This window comes from Pseudomonas sp. GW822-FHT04C11 (assembly GCF_058800905.1).
In genome coordinates this window covers 83223-98896 of the sequence record NZ_JBXAMS010000001.1, presented here as the reverse complement: position 1 = coordinate 98896, position 15674 = coordinate 83223, and the positions used below count along the sequence as shown (strand labels likewise).

Sequence of the window (15674 nt, the reverse complement as noted above, 5' to 3'; positions counted from 1 at the left end):
CAGCCGCGCTGCACGCTGGCACACTGTTCCAACGCCAGGGTTCCACTACTGAAGTGTCGAGCCCGCTGTCGGAGTCGAAGATGAAAGATTGGCTGGACGAGATCAAATGGGACAGCGACGGCCTGGTGCCGGCGATCGCCCAGGACCATAAAACCGGGCGCGTGCTGATGATGGCCTGGATGAACCGCGAAGCGCTGGAACTGACCGCTGCCGAGAACCGCGCCATCTACTGGTCACGTTCGCGTGGCAAGCTGTGGCGCAAGGGCGAAGAGTCCGGGCATGTGCAAACCCTGCATGAGATGCGCCTGGACTGTGACGCCGACGTGATCATTCTGATGGTCGAGCAGATCGGCGACATTGCCTGTCACACCGGCCGCCAAAGCTGCTTCTACCGCGTCTATGAAAACGGCGACTGGAAAACCGTCGACCCGGTGCTCAAGGACCCGCACGCCATCTATTCGGACCACAAACATGACTGACACCCTGACCCGTCTGGCCCAAGTGCTGGAAGAGCGTAAAGGCGCTGCCGCCGACAGCTCCTATGTCGCCAGCCTTTACCACAAGGGCTTGAACAAGATTCTGGAAAAAGTCGGCGAAGAATCGGTCGAGACGATCATTGCCGCCAAAGACGCTGCCATCAGCGGAGATTGCAGTGATGTAATCTACGAAACCGCTGACCTGTGGTTCCATAGTATGGTCATGCTCGCCCAACTGGGGCAGCATCCGCAGGCTGTCCTCGATGAGCTGGACCGCCGCTTCGGCCTGTCCGGTCACGTCGAGAAAGCCTCGCGCCCGTCCGCCTGAATAACGATTAGAGAGGAGCAGCAACATGGGCATTTTTGACTGGAAACACTGGATCGTCATCCTGGTGGTTGTGGTACTGGTGTTCGGCACCAAGAAACTGAAAAACCTCGGCACCGACGTCGGTGAATCGATCAAGGGCTTTCGCAAAGCCATGAACGATGAAGAGAAGCCTGCCGAACCCGTCGTGCCGCCGACCACTGCACAGCCAACAGCGCCGGTGCAGCCACAGGCCTCGACACTGAACGAGCCGCACACCATCGACGTGCAGGCCCATAAAGTCGAAGAGCCGACCCGCAAAGACTCGTGAGCGCAGACTAATGTTCGGTATCAGCTTCTCTGAACTGCTGCTTGTCGGCCTCGTTGCCCTGCTGGTGCTGGGCCCTGAGCGTCTGCCAGGCGCTGCGCGCACCGCCGGCCTGTGGATCGGACGCCTGAAGCGCAGCTTTAACGCGATCAAACAGGAAGTTGAACGTGAAATCGGGGCCGACGAGATTCGCCGGCAACTGCACAACGAGCACATTCTGTCGCTGGAACAAGAGGCGCGCAAAATCCTCAATCCAGCCCAGCAGCCGACGCCAGTCGAGACGGTAGCCGAGCAGACGGTCCAGGCGCCTGCGCCTGCTGCCGAAACTGCAGCTGTCGCAACACCGGTCGAGCCGCCTCCAGCGGTCGTTGCCGCACCACCGACAGCCCCTGTTACTCCTGCGGCGGCAACCACTGCGCCGGCTCCCCACGACCCAACACTGCCGCCGCGAGCCCCATGAGCGATATTCCAGAGAACGACCAGCACATGCCGCTGGTTTCGCACCTCACCGAGTTGCGTACTCGCCTGCTGCGCTGCGTCGCGGCGATTTTCCTGATCTTCGCCGGGTTGTTCGCCTTCACCCAGCAGATCTACACCTTCGTCTCGATACCGCTACGCCAGTATTTGCCGGCCGGCGCGACGATGATTGCCACCGACGTGTCCTCACCATTCCTGACGCCGTTGAAGCTGACCATGATGGTCTCGCTGTTCCTGGCGATCCCGGTGATCCTGCATCAGATCTGGGGCTTCATCGCGCCGGGCCTGTACAAGCATGAAAAGCGCATCGCGGTGCCGCTGCTGGTCTCCAGCATCCTGTTGTTCTACACCGGCATGGCGTTCGCCTACTTTCTGGTGTTCCCGCTGATCTTCAAATTCTTCGCCTCGGCCACTCCGGCGGGCGTGGAAATGATGACCGACATCACCAGTTACCTGGATTTCGTCATGACGCTGTTCTTCGCCTTCGGCGTGGCGTTCGAGATCCCGGTGGCCGTGGTGCTGCTCGTGTGGATCGGCGTGGTCGACGTCAAATACCTGAAGAAGATCCGCCCGTACGTGGTCATCGGCTGCTTCGTGGTCGGCATGATTCTGACCCCGCCGGACATCTTCTCGCAGACCCTGCTGGCCGTGCCGATGTGGCTGTTGTTCGAGATCGGCATAGTGTTTGGCAGCCTGGTCAGCAAACGCGAAAAACCGGCGGATGACCAGCCGGCGGACGATCACAACGACCAGCCGCCAGCGACTCAACCGTGAACCTGCTGCTCCTCGAAGAGGCCGACTTCATTGCGGCCGACCGGGTGATCCTGCGCGATCGCCGACTCACTCACATGCAGGAAGTCCACCGCTGTGAAGTCGGCGACAGCCTGCGGGTCGGGCGGATTGGCGGATTGATGGGCTCGGCCGAAGTGCTGCGCCTGGAAGCCACCGAAGCCGAACTGCGCGTCACCCTCGACCAGCCACCACCGGCCAAGCTGCCGCTGACCCTGCTGCTGGCCCTGCCACGGCCGAAGATGCTGCGCAGAGTGTTCCAGACGGTCGCCGCAATGGGTGTGCCGCGAATCGTGCTGGTGAACAGCTATCGGGTCGAGAAGAGCTTCTGGCAGACGCCGTTCCTCGAACCCGAGGCCATCCGTGAGCAACTGATCCTCGGTCTCGAACAGGCTCGCGACAGCGTGTTGCCCGAGATCGTTATCGAGAAACGCTTCAAGCCCTTCGTCGAAGACCGTCTGCCGGCCATTGCCGACGGCACCCTTGGGCTGGTCGGCCACCCCGGCCAGTACCCGCCCTGCCCTCGAGGGCTGGACGAACCGGTAACCCTGGCGATCGGCCCGGAAGGCGGCTGGATCCCCTACGAAGTCGACCTGCTGAGCAAGGCCGGCCTGCAACCGGTACAGCTCGGCGACCGCATCCTGCGGGTCGAAACCGCCGTCACGGCCCTGCTGTCACGCCTTTTCTAACACAGCCCTGTGGCGAGGGAGCTTGCTCCCGCTTGGGCGCGAAGCGGCCATCGCTTTTTTCGAGCAAGAACGCATCCACCGACTTTACGACTGCTTTGCAGCCGAACGGGAGCAAGCTCCCTCGCCACAAGTGACTGCCGACCCAGACATTGCGGCGGCCTACAGATCTCCATCTTCCGGCCGATAGTCTCTCTATAAATCCAATTAACGTGGTCGTAGGGAGTCCGCAGCATGTACCGATGGTTAGCCGAACACCTGGGAAATGTGAGCGTCAATCGCAAGCTTGGCATCGGCTTTGGCCTGGTGTTGCTCCTGACCCTGCTGATCACTGTGGATGGCTGGACGGGCATGAGCGGCATCATCAGTCGCGGCGACAAGCTCGGGTATATTTCCAGCCTCAATGAGCTGACCAAAGACCTGCGTATTGCTCGCCTGGACTATGAAATGCGTCGCGGTGAACAAGGCCCGGCGGCGGTCAGCGACTTGTTGGGCAAGCTCGACTCAGGCCTGCAAGGCGCCCTCAAGATGATCGAGCAGCCAGCCGATGTGGCGATGCTCAATCAGCAGATTGAAGCCGTCAGCAAGTACAAGCACGCCTTTACCGACATGACCCAGGCTACCGCCAACCGCGAAGCGGCCCGTGCCAAACTCGGTGCCAGCGCCGACAACGCCGTAGCCCACGTGGCGGAAGTCGAAGCCGCCCTGCTGCAAGGTGACAGCGTCGCCCGGTTCAACAGCGTCATCGAGCTGAGCAAGTTGATCCAGCAGGCACGCTTCCAGGTGCGCGGCTACACCTACAGCGGCAAGGTCGAGGCTGAGCAACCGGCGCTGGACGCCATCGACAACGCCTTGAAGTACCTCAAGACCCTGCCGGAAAAACTCCCGGAACAGCACACCGCCAACCTGCAACAAGCCACCGACATGTTGATCGCCTACCGCGCTGCCGTCAGCCAATACCGCGATTCCCAGGTGGCCAGCGCCACCGCCCTCAAGGACATGGCCCAGCAAGGCGACCTGCTGTTCGACCTGAGCAAGAAACTCACCACCGCCCAAACCGTCGTGCGTGATAGCGATGCCACCGCAGCCAAAAACACCTTGCTGCTGGTGACCGCGCTGGCACTGGCATTCGGTCTGCTCGCTGCCTGGGCAATCACCCGGCAGATCATCATCCCGTTGAACCAGACTCTTAAAGTTGCTGAACAGGTGGCTGCCGGCGACTTGACTCACAACCTCGTTTCCCAGCGACGCGACGAACTCGGCCAGCTGCAACGCGCGATGCAGAGCATGACCGTCGGCCTGCGCGAACTGATCGGCGGCATCAGCGAAGGCGTGACACAGATCGCCAGCGCCGCCGAAGAACTTTCAGCCGTGACCGAGCAGACCAGCGCCGGGGTCAACAACCAGAAAATTGAAACCGACCAGGTGGCCACCGCCATGAACGAAATGGCCGCCACCGTACAGGAAGTCGCACGCAACGCCGAGGAAGCATCGGAAGCCGCCGTCGCCGCTGACCAGCAGGCCCGCGAAGGCGACAAGGTGGTCGGCGAAGCCATCGCCCAGATCGAACGCCTGGCCACCGAAGTCGGCAACTCCACTGAAGCCATGGGGCATCTCAAGCGTGAGAGCGACAAGATCGGCAGCGTGCTGGATGTGATCAAGTCCGTGGCCCAACAAACCAACCTGCTGGCCCTCAACGCGGCCATCGAGGCTGCACGGGCCGGTGAGGCCGGACGTGGTTTTGCCGTGGTTGCCGACGAAGTGCGCAGCCTGGCGCAACGCACCCAGAAGTCCACCGAAGAGATCGAAGAGCTGATTGTCGGCCTGCAAAGCGGTACTCAACAGGTCGCCAGCATCATGGACAACAGCCGCAGCCTGACCGACAGCAGTGTTGAACTGACCCGCCGCGCTGGCGGTTCGCTGTCCAACATCACTCGCACTGTCTCGGCAATTCAGGCGATGAACCAGCAGATCGCCGCAGCCGCCGAACAACAGAGCGCCGTGGCCGAGGAAATCAACCGCAGCGTGCTGAACGTGCGCGACGTTTCCGACCAGACCTCGGCCGCCAGCGAAGAGACCGCGGCCTCCAGCGTCGAGCTGGCGCGGTTGGGCACCCATTTGCAGATGCTGGTGGGCAAGTTCAGGGTTTGAGGTGATGCAGATACCTCGGTTCGCTTGGGACCGAGGCGATGCCATCGCGGGCAAGCCTTGCTCCTACGAACCCATGTTTGCCACAAGATTCGGGCACAACATAAATCTGTAGGAGCAAGGCTTGCCCGCGATAGCGGTCTGACAGGCGCTGAAGTTATAAAACCTGCCGCAAAAACGCCTGTGCTCGCGGGTCCTTCGGCGCATCGAAGAATTCGGCCGGCGAGGCGTCTTCGAGCAATTTGCCGTGATCGAAGAACAGCACCCGATCCGCGACTTCCCGCGCAAAGCCCATTTCGTGGGTCACGCAGACCATGGTCATGCCTTCCACGGCCAGGGTCTTCATCACGTCCAGCACTTCGCCGACCATTTCCGGGTCCAGCGCCGACGTCGGCTCATCGAACAACATCACCTTAGGCTCCATGGCCAGCGCCCGGGCAATCGCTACGCGCTGTTGCTGACCGCCGGAGAGGCGTGACGGAAACTCGTGGGCCTTCTGCGCGATGCCGACCTTTTCCAGCAGTGCCAGAGCCTTGGCCTCGCGCTCCTGCTTGCCGCGCTTGCGCACGACTTTCTGCGCCAGGCAGAGGTTTTCCAGCACGGTCATGTGCGGGAACAGGTTGAAGTGCTGGAACACCATCCCGACTTCACGGCGGTAAGCGTTGACGTCGGTTTTCGGGTCCGCCAGTTGCAGACCGTCGATGCTCACCGAGCCCGAGTCGAATGCTTCCAGACCATTCAGGCAGCGCAGAAAGGTCGACTTGCCGGAACCCGACGGCCCAATCACCACCAACACTTCGCCCTTGGCCACTCGAGTGGTGACGTTATCCACCGCACGGACCACTTGGCCGCGGGTGTCGAAGACTTTTACCAGATCGCGGACTTCAATCACTTTGCGCGAGCCTCCGCTCAAGCCGGCTGGCGATTTTCGACAGCGGCAGGTTGATCAACAGGTACAGACCCGCCACGCAGAACAGGATTTCGAACGGCGAGAACGAGGTGGTGATGACTTCACGGCCACTCTTGAGCAACTCGGTGATGGCGATCACCGACACCAGCGAGGTGTCCTTGACCAGACTGATGAATTGCCCGGCCAACGGTGGCAGCACGCGCTTGAACGCTTGCGGCAACACCACGTGGCGCATCGACTGACCAGCGCTCAAACCCAGCGAACGGGCGGCTTCGTTCTGCCCACGGGCAATCGATTGCACGCCAGAACGAATGATCTCGGCCACATAGGCACCGGTGAACAGCGACAGTGCGGCGATCCCGGCAAATTCGCGGGACAGGTTGAGCACCGTGCCGATGAAGAAGTAGAAGATGAATATCTGCACCAGCAGCGGCGTACCGCGCACCAGCTCGATGTAGACGGTCGACAGATCACGCAGGGTCGGGTTATTCGACAGCCGGCAGAGGCCGGTCGCCAGGCCGATCAACAGCCCGAGCACGCCCGACACCAGCGACAACCACAACGTTGTCCACAGGCCCCACAACAGCGGTCCTGCCGCCCAATGCCGGGTCACGCCGACCACATCGCCTTCCGCCACGTCGTCGCCACGGGCCACTTGCAGGCTGTTGTCATCAACGCTCAGCAGCTGTTCGACACCGGCGTCATTGCGCAGAGTCACTTCAGCCTTGCTGCCAGTGCGCACCAGCTCACTGACGGTGGAAATGTCAGCGGCACGCTGGGTTTCTTCGGCCTGATAGGCGAAATACTGCGGCACGCGATTCCAGCGCCATTCGTAAGACATCAGCGAGGTGGCGTAATACAACGCACCAGCCATGCCGATCAGCACCAGCACGGTCAACACGTGCCAGGGCCATTGGGCTTTTTTCTGTTTCATTTGTCAGCAAATCCATAACGATCAGGGCGCGCGCTCCCCCTGTGGCGAGGGAGCTTGCTCCCGTTGGGGTGCGAAGCAGCCCTGAAATCAGCCACCGCGCATCTTCGGGTAAAACGTGTAAAGCGGTTTACGGCTGCTGCGCCCGAGCGCGGACCGGCCGGCGGGAGCAAGCTCCCTCGCCACAAAAGTCAGGTGTTATTCCATGTCCTTGAGCCAGGCGGAGTCTTTGAACCACTTGTCATGGATGCGATCGTAGGTGCCGTCTTCGTGGATCTGGTGCAGGAAGTTGTTGATGAAGTTGATGCTGTCGTAGTCACCCTTCTTCAGACCGAAGGCCAGCGGCTCGTAGGTGAACGGCTTGTCGAGGAACACCAGTTTGCCGTTGCCGACCTTGTTCACCGCCACGACGTTGTAAGGCGCGTCGTAGATGAAGGCGTCAGCCTTGCCGTTGACCACGTCGAGCACGGCTTCCTGCTCGTTGTCGTAGCCGTGGTACTTGGCTTTCGAGATCAGCTTCTTCGCGACCATTTCGCCAGTGGTGCCGAGCTTGGAAGTAATGCGGTAGTCGGCAGTGTTCAGGTCTTTATAGGAGGTGATGGTGCCTTCCAGTTCCTTGCGGATCAGCAATGTCTGGCCGACCACGATGAACGGTTCGCTGAAATTCAGACGCAGGTTGCGTTCCTGGGTCAGGGTCATGCCACTGCCGATTATGTCGAACTTGTCGGTCATCAGGGCCGGGATGATCCCGTCGTAGCCGGTGGAGACCATCTCCAGCTTGACGCCCATGGCCTTGGCCATGGCTTTGAGGATGTCGACTTCGAAGCCGATGATCTCGCCGCGCTTGTTGGTCATTTCAAACGGCATGTAGGTCGGGTCCATGCCGACTTTCAGCGTGCCACGCTTGACTGCGTCGTCGATGGCGCCGGCGTGCGCCGCGTTGAGGGCAACCAGTGCCGTGACGCCGAGCAGCAGCCTCGAGAGATACTTCTTCATCATCAACTCCCCTAACCCATAGTGTTGTCAGGCGCGCAAAAAGCCGATTTTCTTTTTAAAACCGACAGTTACGGACAGAAAGTTGTCCGGGCGCACCAAAGAGGGGAGCGATGCTAACGCACTCGTCCGTTTGCACAAGGGGGTGGCAGGGGATTTGTTGTTTGCTGATCACTCACGCAAAAAAAGCCCCGCTCGGTAGCGGGGCTTTTTCATCAGGCCGGTTGTGCCTGTGTGCTCAGTGGTTTGAGCGGCAACAACGGTGCGTGAGGATCGGCTTTCACCGACGCTCGCCAGGCATCCAGCCACTCGGCGTGACTGTCGCTCCAGACCTGCTCATGCAGGCGACCCAGTGCTACAGGGTCGCTCAGCAGTTGCAGACGCTCATGGTTGTTCAACCCGGCAGGGCCGGCTTTCAGCGCATGACGAACCCGTTCGATACGCAGCCACTCAATCGGCTCGGCCTGACCGTGACGCGAAGTCGCCAGCGCGCACGCCAGGGCATTCTGCTGCGGATCGACCACGGCGCGGATGAAGCCGTCGTTCAGTGCGTGCCAACGGTTTTCGTGGGTGTACTGATCGGTTGCCAGCAAGGCCTGCGGCGGTGCGTATTCCTCAGGGATCAGGAACAGGCTTTCGTCGCGGGACTTGAGGCCCAGCTTCACGCGGCTGGAGATCACCGACACCGGGATCGACAGCATCAACGAACCGACGATCGGTACCAGCCACCAGAGGAAACTCGGGTTCAGCCAGACCACCAGCAAAGCCCAGAAAAAGCCCAGCAAGGTTTGCGGACCATGGCGGCGTACCGCTTCGCTCCACGGTGTCGAGTCGTCGTCACGTTGTGGCGAGTTCCAGGTCGCTGCCCAGCCGAGGAACGCGGCGAGTACGAAACGGGTGTGGAAGATCATCCGCACCGGCGCCAGCAGCATGGAGAACAACATCTCCAGCAGCATCGACAGGGTCACCTTGAACTTGCCACCGAACTCTTTCGCGCCCTTGGCCCAGATCAGGATGATGCTCAGCAACTTCGGCAGGAACAGCAGCACGATGGTCGTCGAGAACAGCGCAACGGCCTTGTCCGGATGCCATTGCGGCCACAACGGATACAGCTGTCGTGGCTCCATGAAGTACTGCGGTTCCATCAGCGTGTTGACCGCCAGCAGCGCCGTCGACAGCACCAGGAAGAAGAACCACAGCGGCGCCGACAGGTACGACATCACGCCGGTCAGGAACACCGCGCGGTGCACCGGGTGCATGCCCTTGACCAGGAACAGCCGGAAGTTCATCAGGTTGCCGTGGCACCAGCGACGGTCACGCTTGAGCTCGTCGAGCAGGTTCGGCGGCAGTTCTTCGTAGCTGCCGGGCAGGTCGTAGGCAATCCACACGCCCCAGCCGGCTCGGCGCATCAGCGCCGCTTCAACGAAGTCGTGGGAAAGGATCGCCCCCGCAAATGCGCCTTTACCGGGCAACGGCGCCAGGGCGCAGTGCTCGATGAACGGCTTCATGCGGATGATCGCGTTGTGGCCCCAGTAGTGGGATTCGCCCAACTGCCAGAAGTGCAGGCCGGCGGTAAACAGCGGACCGTAGACCCGTGTGGCGAACTGCTGCATGCGCGCATACAGCGTGTCCATGCCCGAGGCACGTGGCGCGGTCTGAATGATCCCGGCATCCGGCGTAGCTTCCATCAAGCGCACCAGACTGGTCAGGCATTCGCCACTCATCACGCTGTCGGCGTCGAGTACGACCATGTACTTGTAATCACTGCCCCAACGACGGCAGAAGTCGTCGAGGTTACCGCTCTTGCGTTTCACCCGACGGCGACGACGGCGATAGAAGATCTTGCCAAAGCCCTTGGCTTCGCGGCAGACGTCCAGCCAGGCTTGCTGCTCGGCAACGCAGATATCGGTGTCGTTACTGTCACTGAGGACAAAGAAGTCGAAGCGATCCAGGTCACCGGTGGCGGCGACCGACTCGAAGGTCGCGCGCAAGCCGGCGAACACCCGCGGTACGTCTTCGTTGCAGATCGGCATCACCAACGCGGTGCGAGCGTCCTTGGGAATCGGCTCGTTGCCGGCGCTGGCGCCGGAAATGCGGTATTTGTCGTGCCCGGTGAGCAACTCGAGGAAGCCCATCAGTGCGGTCCAGAAACCGGCCGATACCCAGCAGAACAGAATCCCGAACAGAATCAGGATGCTGGTTTGCAAGGCATAGGGCAGCACTTGCGTGGCCGTCTGGAGCAGCGGTTGGTGCAGGACTTCGTTGAGGTCGACGAACGACCAGCCCTGGTACGGCATGATGCCTTTCATGTACCAGCCCGCGACGATGGTCTGGCCCAGCATCAACACCAGCAGAATGTAGCGGCGGATCGAACCGACGGTGCGCCAGCGAGCCGCCGGCAGCACGCGCTCATCCTTCGGCGGTGCCGGAGGATTGGTGCGACCGGTCAGGCGACGCCAGCCACGCACCAGGATATTGGTACGCCATGGCTCGGGCACGACCTTGGTTCGACGAATCGGCGGGGTTGCCTTCAGGCACACCCGACCGCTGGCGTCGAGCGCCAACATCTCGGCCTCCTCCAGCTCCTCGGCGGAGTTGAGGGTCAGCCGGCGACCGACCGAAGCCTGGTTCGCTTCGCCCGGTGCGTCGAAGGTCTTCGACGACAGGCGCTCATGCAGTTCGCTGAAAGATGTGCAGCCCGCAAGTTCTGCGCGCTGCTCATCGGTCATTGGCAGGTGCGCCAGATACTCGTTGAGAGTTTCTGGCTGTACTTGGGAATTACTCATCGGCTGGCAACTGGTAGCTCCAGGTCTCGGTCAGCACTTGTTCAGTCTTGGCTGCATCCGGGGCAGGAGGTGTGGCAGGGGCTGCTTCGGCAGCGGCAGGCTGCTTGGCATCTTTGTCTTTCGCGTCCTTGGATTCCTTTTCTTTCTTCTCGAGTTGCTTGGCGGCGATCTTGTCGGCCTTGGCAATGGAAGAATTGGCGTATGGCACCGAGGCCTTGGCCGGCTCAGGGGAGGCGATGTCCTTGACCAGCGCAGCACGCATTTCGGTGGATTTGCCTGGGTCCTTGATCTTCATGCGCAGGGTCAAACGCCAGCCCTGGGTTTCAGGGTTGTAGCGCACGCTGTTCTCGACCACTTCGGCGTTGTCGCCAACGCTGACCTGGCTGTGAACCGGTGCATCTTCCGGCAGTGCCTTGAGGGACGGGCCGGTGAAATCCACCAGGTAGGCAACGCTGCCATCTGGCTGACGAATCAGGTTGGACTGTTTCACGTCACCGGTGGAACGCAGGGTCTGTTGAACCCAGGCGCTGTCTGCCGAATGCAGGGCTGCTTCGTCGATGGTCCAGTGCAGACGGTAGGCGAAGTCCAGCGGCTGACCAGGCTCAGGCAGTTTTTCCGGGCTCCAGAAGGCAACGATGTTGTCGTTGGTTTCGTCGGCAGTCGGGATCTCTACGAGGTCGACGGTGCCTTTGCCCCAGTCGCCCTGTGGCTCGATCCAGGCGCTTGGACGCTTGTCGTAGCGGTCATCGAGGTCTTCGTAGTGGCTGAAGTCACGACCACGTTGCAGCAGGCCGAAACCACGCGGGTTCTCAACCGAAAAGTTGCTGACAGCCAGGTGTTTCGGGTTGTTCAACGGGCGCCAGATCCACTCGCCATTACCGGCATGGATCGACAGGCCGCTGGAGTCGTGCAGTTCGCGACGGTAGTTGAGCACTTTCGACGGCTGGTTGGCGCCGAACAGGAACATGCTGGTCAGTGGCGCGATGCCCAGTTTGCTGACCTTGTCACGCAGGAACATCTGCGCCTTGACGTCGACAATGGTGTCGCTGCCTGGACGCAGGGTCAGGCGGTAGGCGCCGGTGGCACGCGGCGAGTCCAGCAGGGCGTAGATCACCAGGTGCTTGTCGGTCGGCTTGGGTTGCTCGATCCAGAACTCGGTAAAGCGCGGAAACTCTTCACCGGACGGCAACGCAGTGTCGATCGCCAGGCCACGGGCGGACAGGCCATAGGTGTGGCCTTTGCCGACGACGCGGAAGTAACTCGCGCCGAGCATGGTCATGATTTCGTCTTGCTTGTCGGCCTTGTTGATCGGGTACAGCACGCGGAAGCCGGCATAACCCAGCTTTTCGGTGGATTTAGGATCGAACTTCACGTCGCCGAAATCGAAACGACTTGGGTCGTACTTGATCTCTTCAACGTTGTTGGCGGTGATTTCGTTGATCTTCACCGGCGTGTCGAAGTGCATGCCCTGGTGATAGAACGACAGCTTGAACGGGGTTTTCTGGTCGGCCCATTCGGCTTTTTCGGTCAGGAAACGAATTTTCTGATAATCCGCGAATTTCATCTCACGGAATTCGTTCGGCAGATTGCTGCGCGGAGCTTCGTATTTCTGCCCGGCCAGCTCTTTTGCCTTGACCGACACATCATCCAGATTGAATGCCCAAAGCTGGCCAGCGCTGAGCAGGCAAAGCAAAGCAGAGCCCGTCACCAGTGCGTTTCGTAACCGTTTGGCAGACAATTTTGGTGCATTACAGGGACTAACAATCACGAGCAACCCTCGCCGAAAACAGATCAAAAAACCAACGGCCAGACTAGGCGGTCTGTGTGGTCGGTTTTGTGAGCTTACTTCGGCGTCAGGTAACCAGATACTGCGTTGCTGCTTCTCGCCATAGCGGGCTATGACTCGTCGCAGCGCCTTGTTTCTGGCTACCTGACATCCGAAATAATGCTCACAAAACCAACCGTACAGACCACTCATGCCAGGTTGGCGAGCATTGTTCCGACTCCGATGGGGCTAAATGATTCCCCAAACGGTTGCGGACAAGTCTCTACCTAAGTCAAAAATGGGCCAACGAACGCTGATCCCCGTAGCGCGGGATTATCTAGTAGGCCGCGTTACAACGCATCAGGGGTAACAAAGTATTTATCGCGAAAAACCCCTGTTTTCGACCGAAACACGCCTGAAAAGATGTTTCAAGCGTCTTCAGGTCTGTAACAGGAAGGTTACCGGGCCATCATTGACCAGATGCACCTGCATGTCTGCGCCAAATCTACCTGATGCCACTTTGCCATGTAACTGCTGCGCTTTGGTCAATATATAGCCAAAAAGCTCTTCTCCGAGTGCCGGTGGGGCCGCGGTAGAAAAGCTCGGACGCAAACCATTTTTGGTATCGGCGGCCAGGGTGAACTGCGAGACCAACAGCAAACCACCGCCGACATCGGCCAGGGACAGATTCATCTTGCCCTCGGCGTCACTGAATACCCGATAGTTAAGCAGCTTATGCAGAAGTTTGTCGGCACTGGCCCGTGTGTCTTGCGGCTCGACCGCCACCAGCACCAGCAAACCCTGGTCTACAGCGCCAACAACCTCCCCCGCCACTTCGACGCGTGCACTTCGCACGCGTTGCAACAGGCCCTTCATGCTTCTTCAGGCGGCAGATCAAGCAAACGCCGGGCCATCTGGCTGGCCGCACGCACCAATGCATCGGTGATACCCGGCTCGGACGCCGCGTGCCCGGCATCGCGGATCACCTGCAGTTCGCTGTTCGGCCAGGCCTGATGCAGTTCCCAGGCATTATCCAGCGGGCAGATCACATCGTAACGGCCGTGGACGATGACGCCAGGCAAATGGGCGATCTTGCCCATGTCGCGAATCAGTTGGTTCGGCTCCAGGAACGCGTTGTTGGTGAAGTAGTGGCATTCGATCCGGGCAATCGACAGCGCGCGCTGTGGCTCGGAGAAGCGGTCGACCACCATCGGGTTCGGCCGCAAGGTAGCCGTGCGGCCTTCCCAGGTCGACCAGGCCTTGGCCGCGTGCATCTGGGCAATCTGGTCGTTGCCGATCAGGCGCTTGTGGAATGCGCTGAGCAGGTCGTCGCGCTCGTCCAGCGGGATCGGCGCGATGTAGTCCTGCCAGTAATCCGGGAACAGACGGCTGGCGCCAGCCTGATAGAACCATTCGATTTCCTGAGGGCGGCAGAGAAAGATCCCGCGCAGGATCAGACCGTGCACACGCTCCGGGTGGGTTTGTGCGTAGGCCAGGGCCAGGGTCGAACCCCAGGAGCCGCCGAACAGCACCCATTTGTCGATCCCCAGGTGCTGGCGAATCCGCTCAAGGTCGGCGACCAGATCCCAGGTGGTGTTGTTTTCGAGGTTGGCGTGGGGCGTGGAACGACCGCAGCCGCGCTGATCGAAGGTAACGATGCGGTACAGGTTCGGATCGAAGTAGCGCCGACTCTGCGCATCACAACCGGCCCCCGGGCCGCCGTGAATGAACACCACCGGCAAACCTTCCGGTGAACCACTTTCGTCGACGTACAGCGTGTGTATTGCATCGACGGCCAGATCGTGCCGGGCGTAGGGTTTGATCTGCGGGTACAAAGTCTGCATTGCGCGCTCCGTAAGGGGTCGAGTTCATCCCTGGGGGGACTTCAATTATTCTGCCGTCCGGCATCATAAACCCGAATTACCTGAATGAGCATGCCCACAAAAAATCAGACTTCGCTTACAAGAAACCGATGCAAATATGCCAACAGGTTTTCATAGAGCAGATCCACTTCCGCGACCTCGCCCCGGCCCCGCAAACACCCGTGAATCAGCCCTTTGCCTGAATACAGGTTGACCTCGCCCCCGGCGGCTTCAAGTCGCCGGGCATAACTGACGCCGTCGTCGCGTAGCGGGTCGAACTGTGCGACGGCGATCATTGCCGCTGGCAAACCGCTGAAATCATCAGCGAGCAATGGCATGGCGTAGGCCGGCGGCTGCCGCGTACCGCGCAGGTACAACGCGTGATAGCAGTCCAGGTCGCTGCTGCTGAGTAGCGGCGCATCAGCACATTCGCTGCGCGATGGAAGACTGGCGTCACCGCCCAGTCCTGGGTAAATCAAGACTTGTGCGCAGGGCAAGCGCTCGCCCCGGTCACGCAATGCCAGGCACAACGCGGCGGCAAGATTGCCGCCGGCGCTGTCACCGGCCACCAGCATCCGCGTCGCGTCCAGCGCAAACGGGCTCGCTCCCGCGCACAACGCTCGCCAGACGCTCAGGCAGTCATCGAACGCCGCCGGAAAGGGATGTTCCGGTGCCAGTCGGTAATCGACGGCTATCACCAGCACGCCCAAAACCGCCGACAACTCGGTGCAGATGAAGTCGTGCGAGTCCAGATCCCCCACCACCCAGCCACCGCCGTGCAGATAAAGGATGCACGGCCAACCCGAATCCGGCGGTGCCACCGCTGGCTGGTAGGACCGGGCACGAACGCCTTCCAGCGTGAAGTCGGCGACCTCCAGCCCGTCCGGGCGAGCTGGGGTAAATGCCCGGCACATTTGACTGTAAGCCTGACGCAGCCCGTCCAGGCTGCTGTCAGGGCTGTTGAAGCTGAGGGTTTTCTCGACAAAGGCCGAGAGCTGCGGTGAAAGCGGGTATTCGGACATGCTGGGAAGGCCTGGGTAGCAACGGGTTCAGACGATTCAGACGATTCAGCGTCTGCGCGTACCCTGTGGCGGGCGGGCTTGTCAGAACGCCGCACCGCCCCGCTCGGCTGCGTAGCAGTCGTAAAACCAACGGATGCGTTCTGTCTGAAAGACCACGATTGCCGGTTTCAGGGTCGCTGCGCAACCCGGCGCGGGCA

Annotated in this window: 15 protein-coding genes and 1 pseudogene; 8 read left to right on the top strand and 8 right to left on the bottom strand. The window is 60.7% G+C overall.

The features are described from left to right. Positions 1-80: 80 nt before the first annotated feature. The 8 genes and pseudogenes from hisI (at position 81) to AC1RJ3_RS00460 (ending at position 5211) form a co-directional block, all read left to right on the top strand. Positions 81-479, top strand: coding sequence for a phosphoribosyl-AMP cyclohydrolase (gene hisI / locus AC1RJ3_RS00495; RefSeq protein WP_054595207.1), 399 nt, complete (start codon positions 81-83; stop codon positions 477-479). Continuing rightward, positions 472-804, top strand: a complete 333-nt coding sequence (locus AC1RJ3_RS00490; RefSeq protein ID WP_018929162.1) for a phosphoribosyl-ATP diphosphatase — start codon at positions 472-474, stop codon at positions 802-804. Before hisI ends, AC1RJ3_RS00490 begins: the two co-directional genes overlap by 8 nt. A 25-nt stretch (positions 805-829) precedes the next feature. Next, complete coding sequence (locus AC1RJ3_RS00485) at positions 830-1111, top strand: twin-arginine translocase TatA/TatE family subunit (protein WP_054595206.1); 282 nt, start codon at positions 830-832, stop codon at positions 1109-1111. A gap of 10 nt (positions 1112-1121) precedes the next feature. Continuing rightward, a complete protein-coding gene (tatB, locus tag AC1RJ3_RS00480; RefSeq protein ID WP_103317086.1) occupies positions 1122-1568 on the top strand; it encodes a Sec-independent protein translocase protein TatB in 447 nt (148 codons plus the stop codon). Further along, entirely contained in the window at positions 1565-2359 is a 795-nt protein-coding gene (tatC, locus tag AC1RJ3_RS00475) for a twin-arginine translocase subunit TatC (protein WP_054595204.1), read from the top strand. The genes tatB and tatC overlap by 4 nt, the downstream gene beginning before the upstream one ends. After that, positions 2356-3063, top strand: coding sequence for a 16S rRNA (uracil(1498)-N(3))-methyltransferase (locus AC1RJ3_RS00470; RefSeq protein WP_054595203.1), 708 nt, complete (start codon positions 2356-2358; stop codon positions 3061-3063). The genes tatC and AC1RJ3_RS00470 overlap by 4 nt, the downstream gene beginning before the upstream one ends. A gap of 231 nt (positions 3064-3294) precedes the next feature. Beyond that, a pseudogene (locus AC1RJ3_RS00465) lies at positions 3295-4353 on the top strand (methyl-accepting chemotaxis protein); the annotation flags it as partial. After that, a complete protein-coding gene (locus tag AC1RJ3_RS00460) occupies positions 4339-5211 on the top strand; it encodes a methyl-accepting chemotaxis protein (RefSeq protein ID WP_371917726.1) in 873 nt (290 codons plus the stop codon). The pseudogene AC1RJ3_RS00465 and the gene AC1RJ3_RS00460, both read left to right, overlap by 15 nt. Before the next feature lie 154 nt (positions 5212-5365). Here AC1RJ3_RS00460 and AC1RJ3_RS00455 read toward each other — a convergent pair whose 3' ends face one another. From AC1RJ3_RS00455 to AC1RJ3_RS00420, 8 genes are all read right to left on the bottom strand, one after another. Then, complete coding sequence (locus tag AC1RJ3_RS00455; protein ID WP_054595201.1) at positions 5366-6100, bottom strand: amino acid ABC transporter ATP-binding protein; 735 nt, start codon at positions 6098-6100, stop codon at positions 5366-5368. Further along, entirely contained in the window at positions 6093-7052 is a 960-nt protein-coding gene (locus AC1RJ3_RS00450; RefSeq protein ID WP_493076930.1) for an amino acid ABC transporter permease, read from the bottom strand. Before AC1RJ3_RS00450 ends, AC1RJ3_RS00455 begins: the two co-directional genes overlap by 8 nt. A 195-nt stretch (positions 7053-7247) precedes the next feature. Continuing rightward, a complete protein-coding gene (locus tag AC1RJ3_RS00445) occupies positions 7248-8045 on the bottom strand; it encodes a transporter substrate-binding domain-containing protein (protein WP_493076928.1) in 798 nt (265 codons plus the stop codon). Positions 8046-8257: 212 nt separating this feature from the next. Beyond that, positions 8258-10828 (bottom strand): glucans biosynthesis glucosyltransferase MdoH, encoded by a 2571-nt coding sequence (mdoH, locus tag AC1RJ3_RS00440; RefSeq protein WP_054595198.1) that lies wholly within the window; start codon positions 10826-10828, stop codon positions 8258-8260. Further along, complete coding sequence (locus tag AC1RJ3_RS00435) at positions 10821-12596, bottom strand: glucan biosynthesis protein G (RefSeq protein WP_493076926.1); 1776 nt, start codon at positions 12594-12596, stop codon at positions 10821-10823. Before AC1RJ3_RS00435 ends, mdoH begins: the two co-directional genes overlap by 8 nt. Positions 12597-13031: 435 nt before the next feature. Beyond that, positions 13032-13469 (bottom strand): D-aminoacyl-tRNA deacylase, encoded by a 438-nt coding sequence (gene dtd, locus AC1RJ3_RS00430; protein ID WP_427529238.1) that lies wholly within the window; start codon positions 13467-13469, stop codon positions 13032-13034. After that, on the bottom strand, positions 13466-14437 hold the full coding sequence (gene pip / locus AC1RJ3_RS00425) for a prolyl aminopeptidase (protein WP_054595195.1): 972 nt from the start codon (positions 14435-14437) through the stop codon (positions 13466-13468). The genes dtd and pip overlap by 4 nt, the downstream gene beginning before the upstream one ends. Positions 14438-14541: 104 nt before the next feature. Then, positions 14542-15477 (bottom strand): alpha/beta hydrolase, encoded by a 936-nt coding sequence (locus tag AC1RJ3_RS00420; RefSeq protein WP_493076923.1) that lies wholly within the window; start codon positions 15475-15477, stop codon positions 14542-14544. Positions 15478-15674: the final 197 nt, after the last annotated feature.

Excerpts from the sequence above, each read along its gene's own strand:
- AC1RJ3_RS00485 (WP_054595206.1), top strand. The coding sequence starts at position 830 with ATGGGCATTTTTGACTGGAAACACTGGATCGTCATCCTGGTGGTTGTG.
- AC1RJ3_RS00450 (WP_493076930.1), bottom strand. The coding sequence starts at position 7,052 with ATGAAACAGAAAAAAGCCCAATGGCCCTGGCACGTGTTGACCGTGCTG.
- dtd (WP_427529238.1), bottom strand. The coding sequence starts at position 13,469 with ATGAAGGGCCTGTTGCAACGCGTGCGAAGTGCACGCGTCGAAGTGGCG.
- AC1RJ3_RS00445 (WP_493076928.1), bottom strand. The coding sequence starts at position 8,045 with ATGAAGAAGTATCTCTCGAGGCTGCTGCTCGGCGTCACGGCACTGGTT.
- AC1RJ3_RS00490 (WP_018929162.1), top strand. The coding sequence starts at position 472 with ATGACTGACACCCTGACCCGTCTGGCCCAAGTGCTGGAAGAGCGTAAA.
- tatB (WP_103317086.1), top strand. The coding sequence starts at position 1,122 with ATGTTCGGTATCAGCTTCTCTGAACTGCTGCTTGTCGGCCTCGTTGCC.
- pip (WP_054595195.1), bottom strand. The coding sequence starts at position 14,437 with ATGCAGACTTTGTACCCGCAGATCAAACCCTACGCCCGGCACGATCTG.
- hisI (WP_054595207.1), top strand. The coding sequence starts at position 81 with ATGAAAGATTGGCTGGACGAGATCAAATGGGACAGCGACGGCCTGGTG.
- AC1RJ3_RS00460 (WP_371917726.1), top strand. The coding sequence starts at position 4,339 with ATGCAGAGCATGACCGTCGGCCTGCGCGAACTGATCGGCGGCATCAGC.
- mdoH (WP_054595198.1), bottom strand. The coding sequence starts at position 10,828 with ATGAGTAATTCCCAAGTACAGCCAGAAACTCTCAACGAGTATCTGGCG.
- AC1RJ3_RS00420 (WP_493076923.1), bottom strand. The coding sequence starts at position 15,477 with ATGTCCGAATACCCGCTTTCACCGCAGCTCTCGGCCTTTGTCGAGAAA.
- tatC (WP_054595204.1), top strand. The coding sequence starts at position 1,565 with ATGAGCGATATTCCAGAGAACGACCAGCACATGCCGCTGGTTTCGCAC.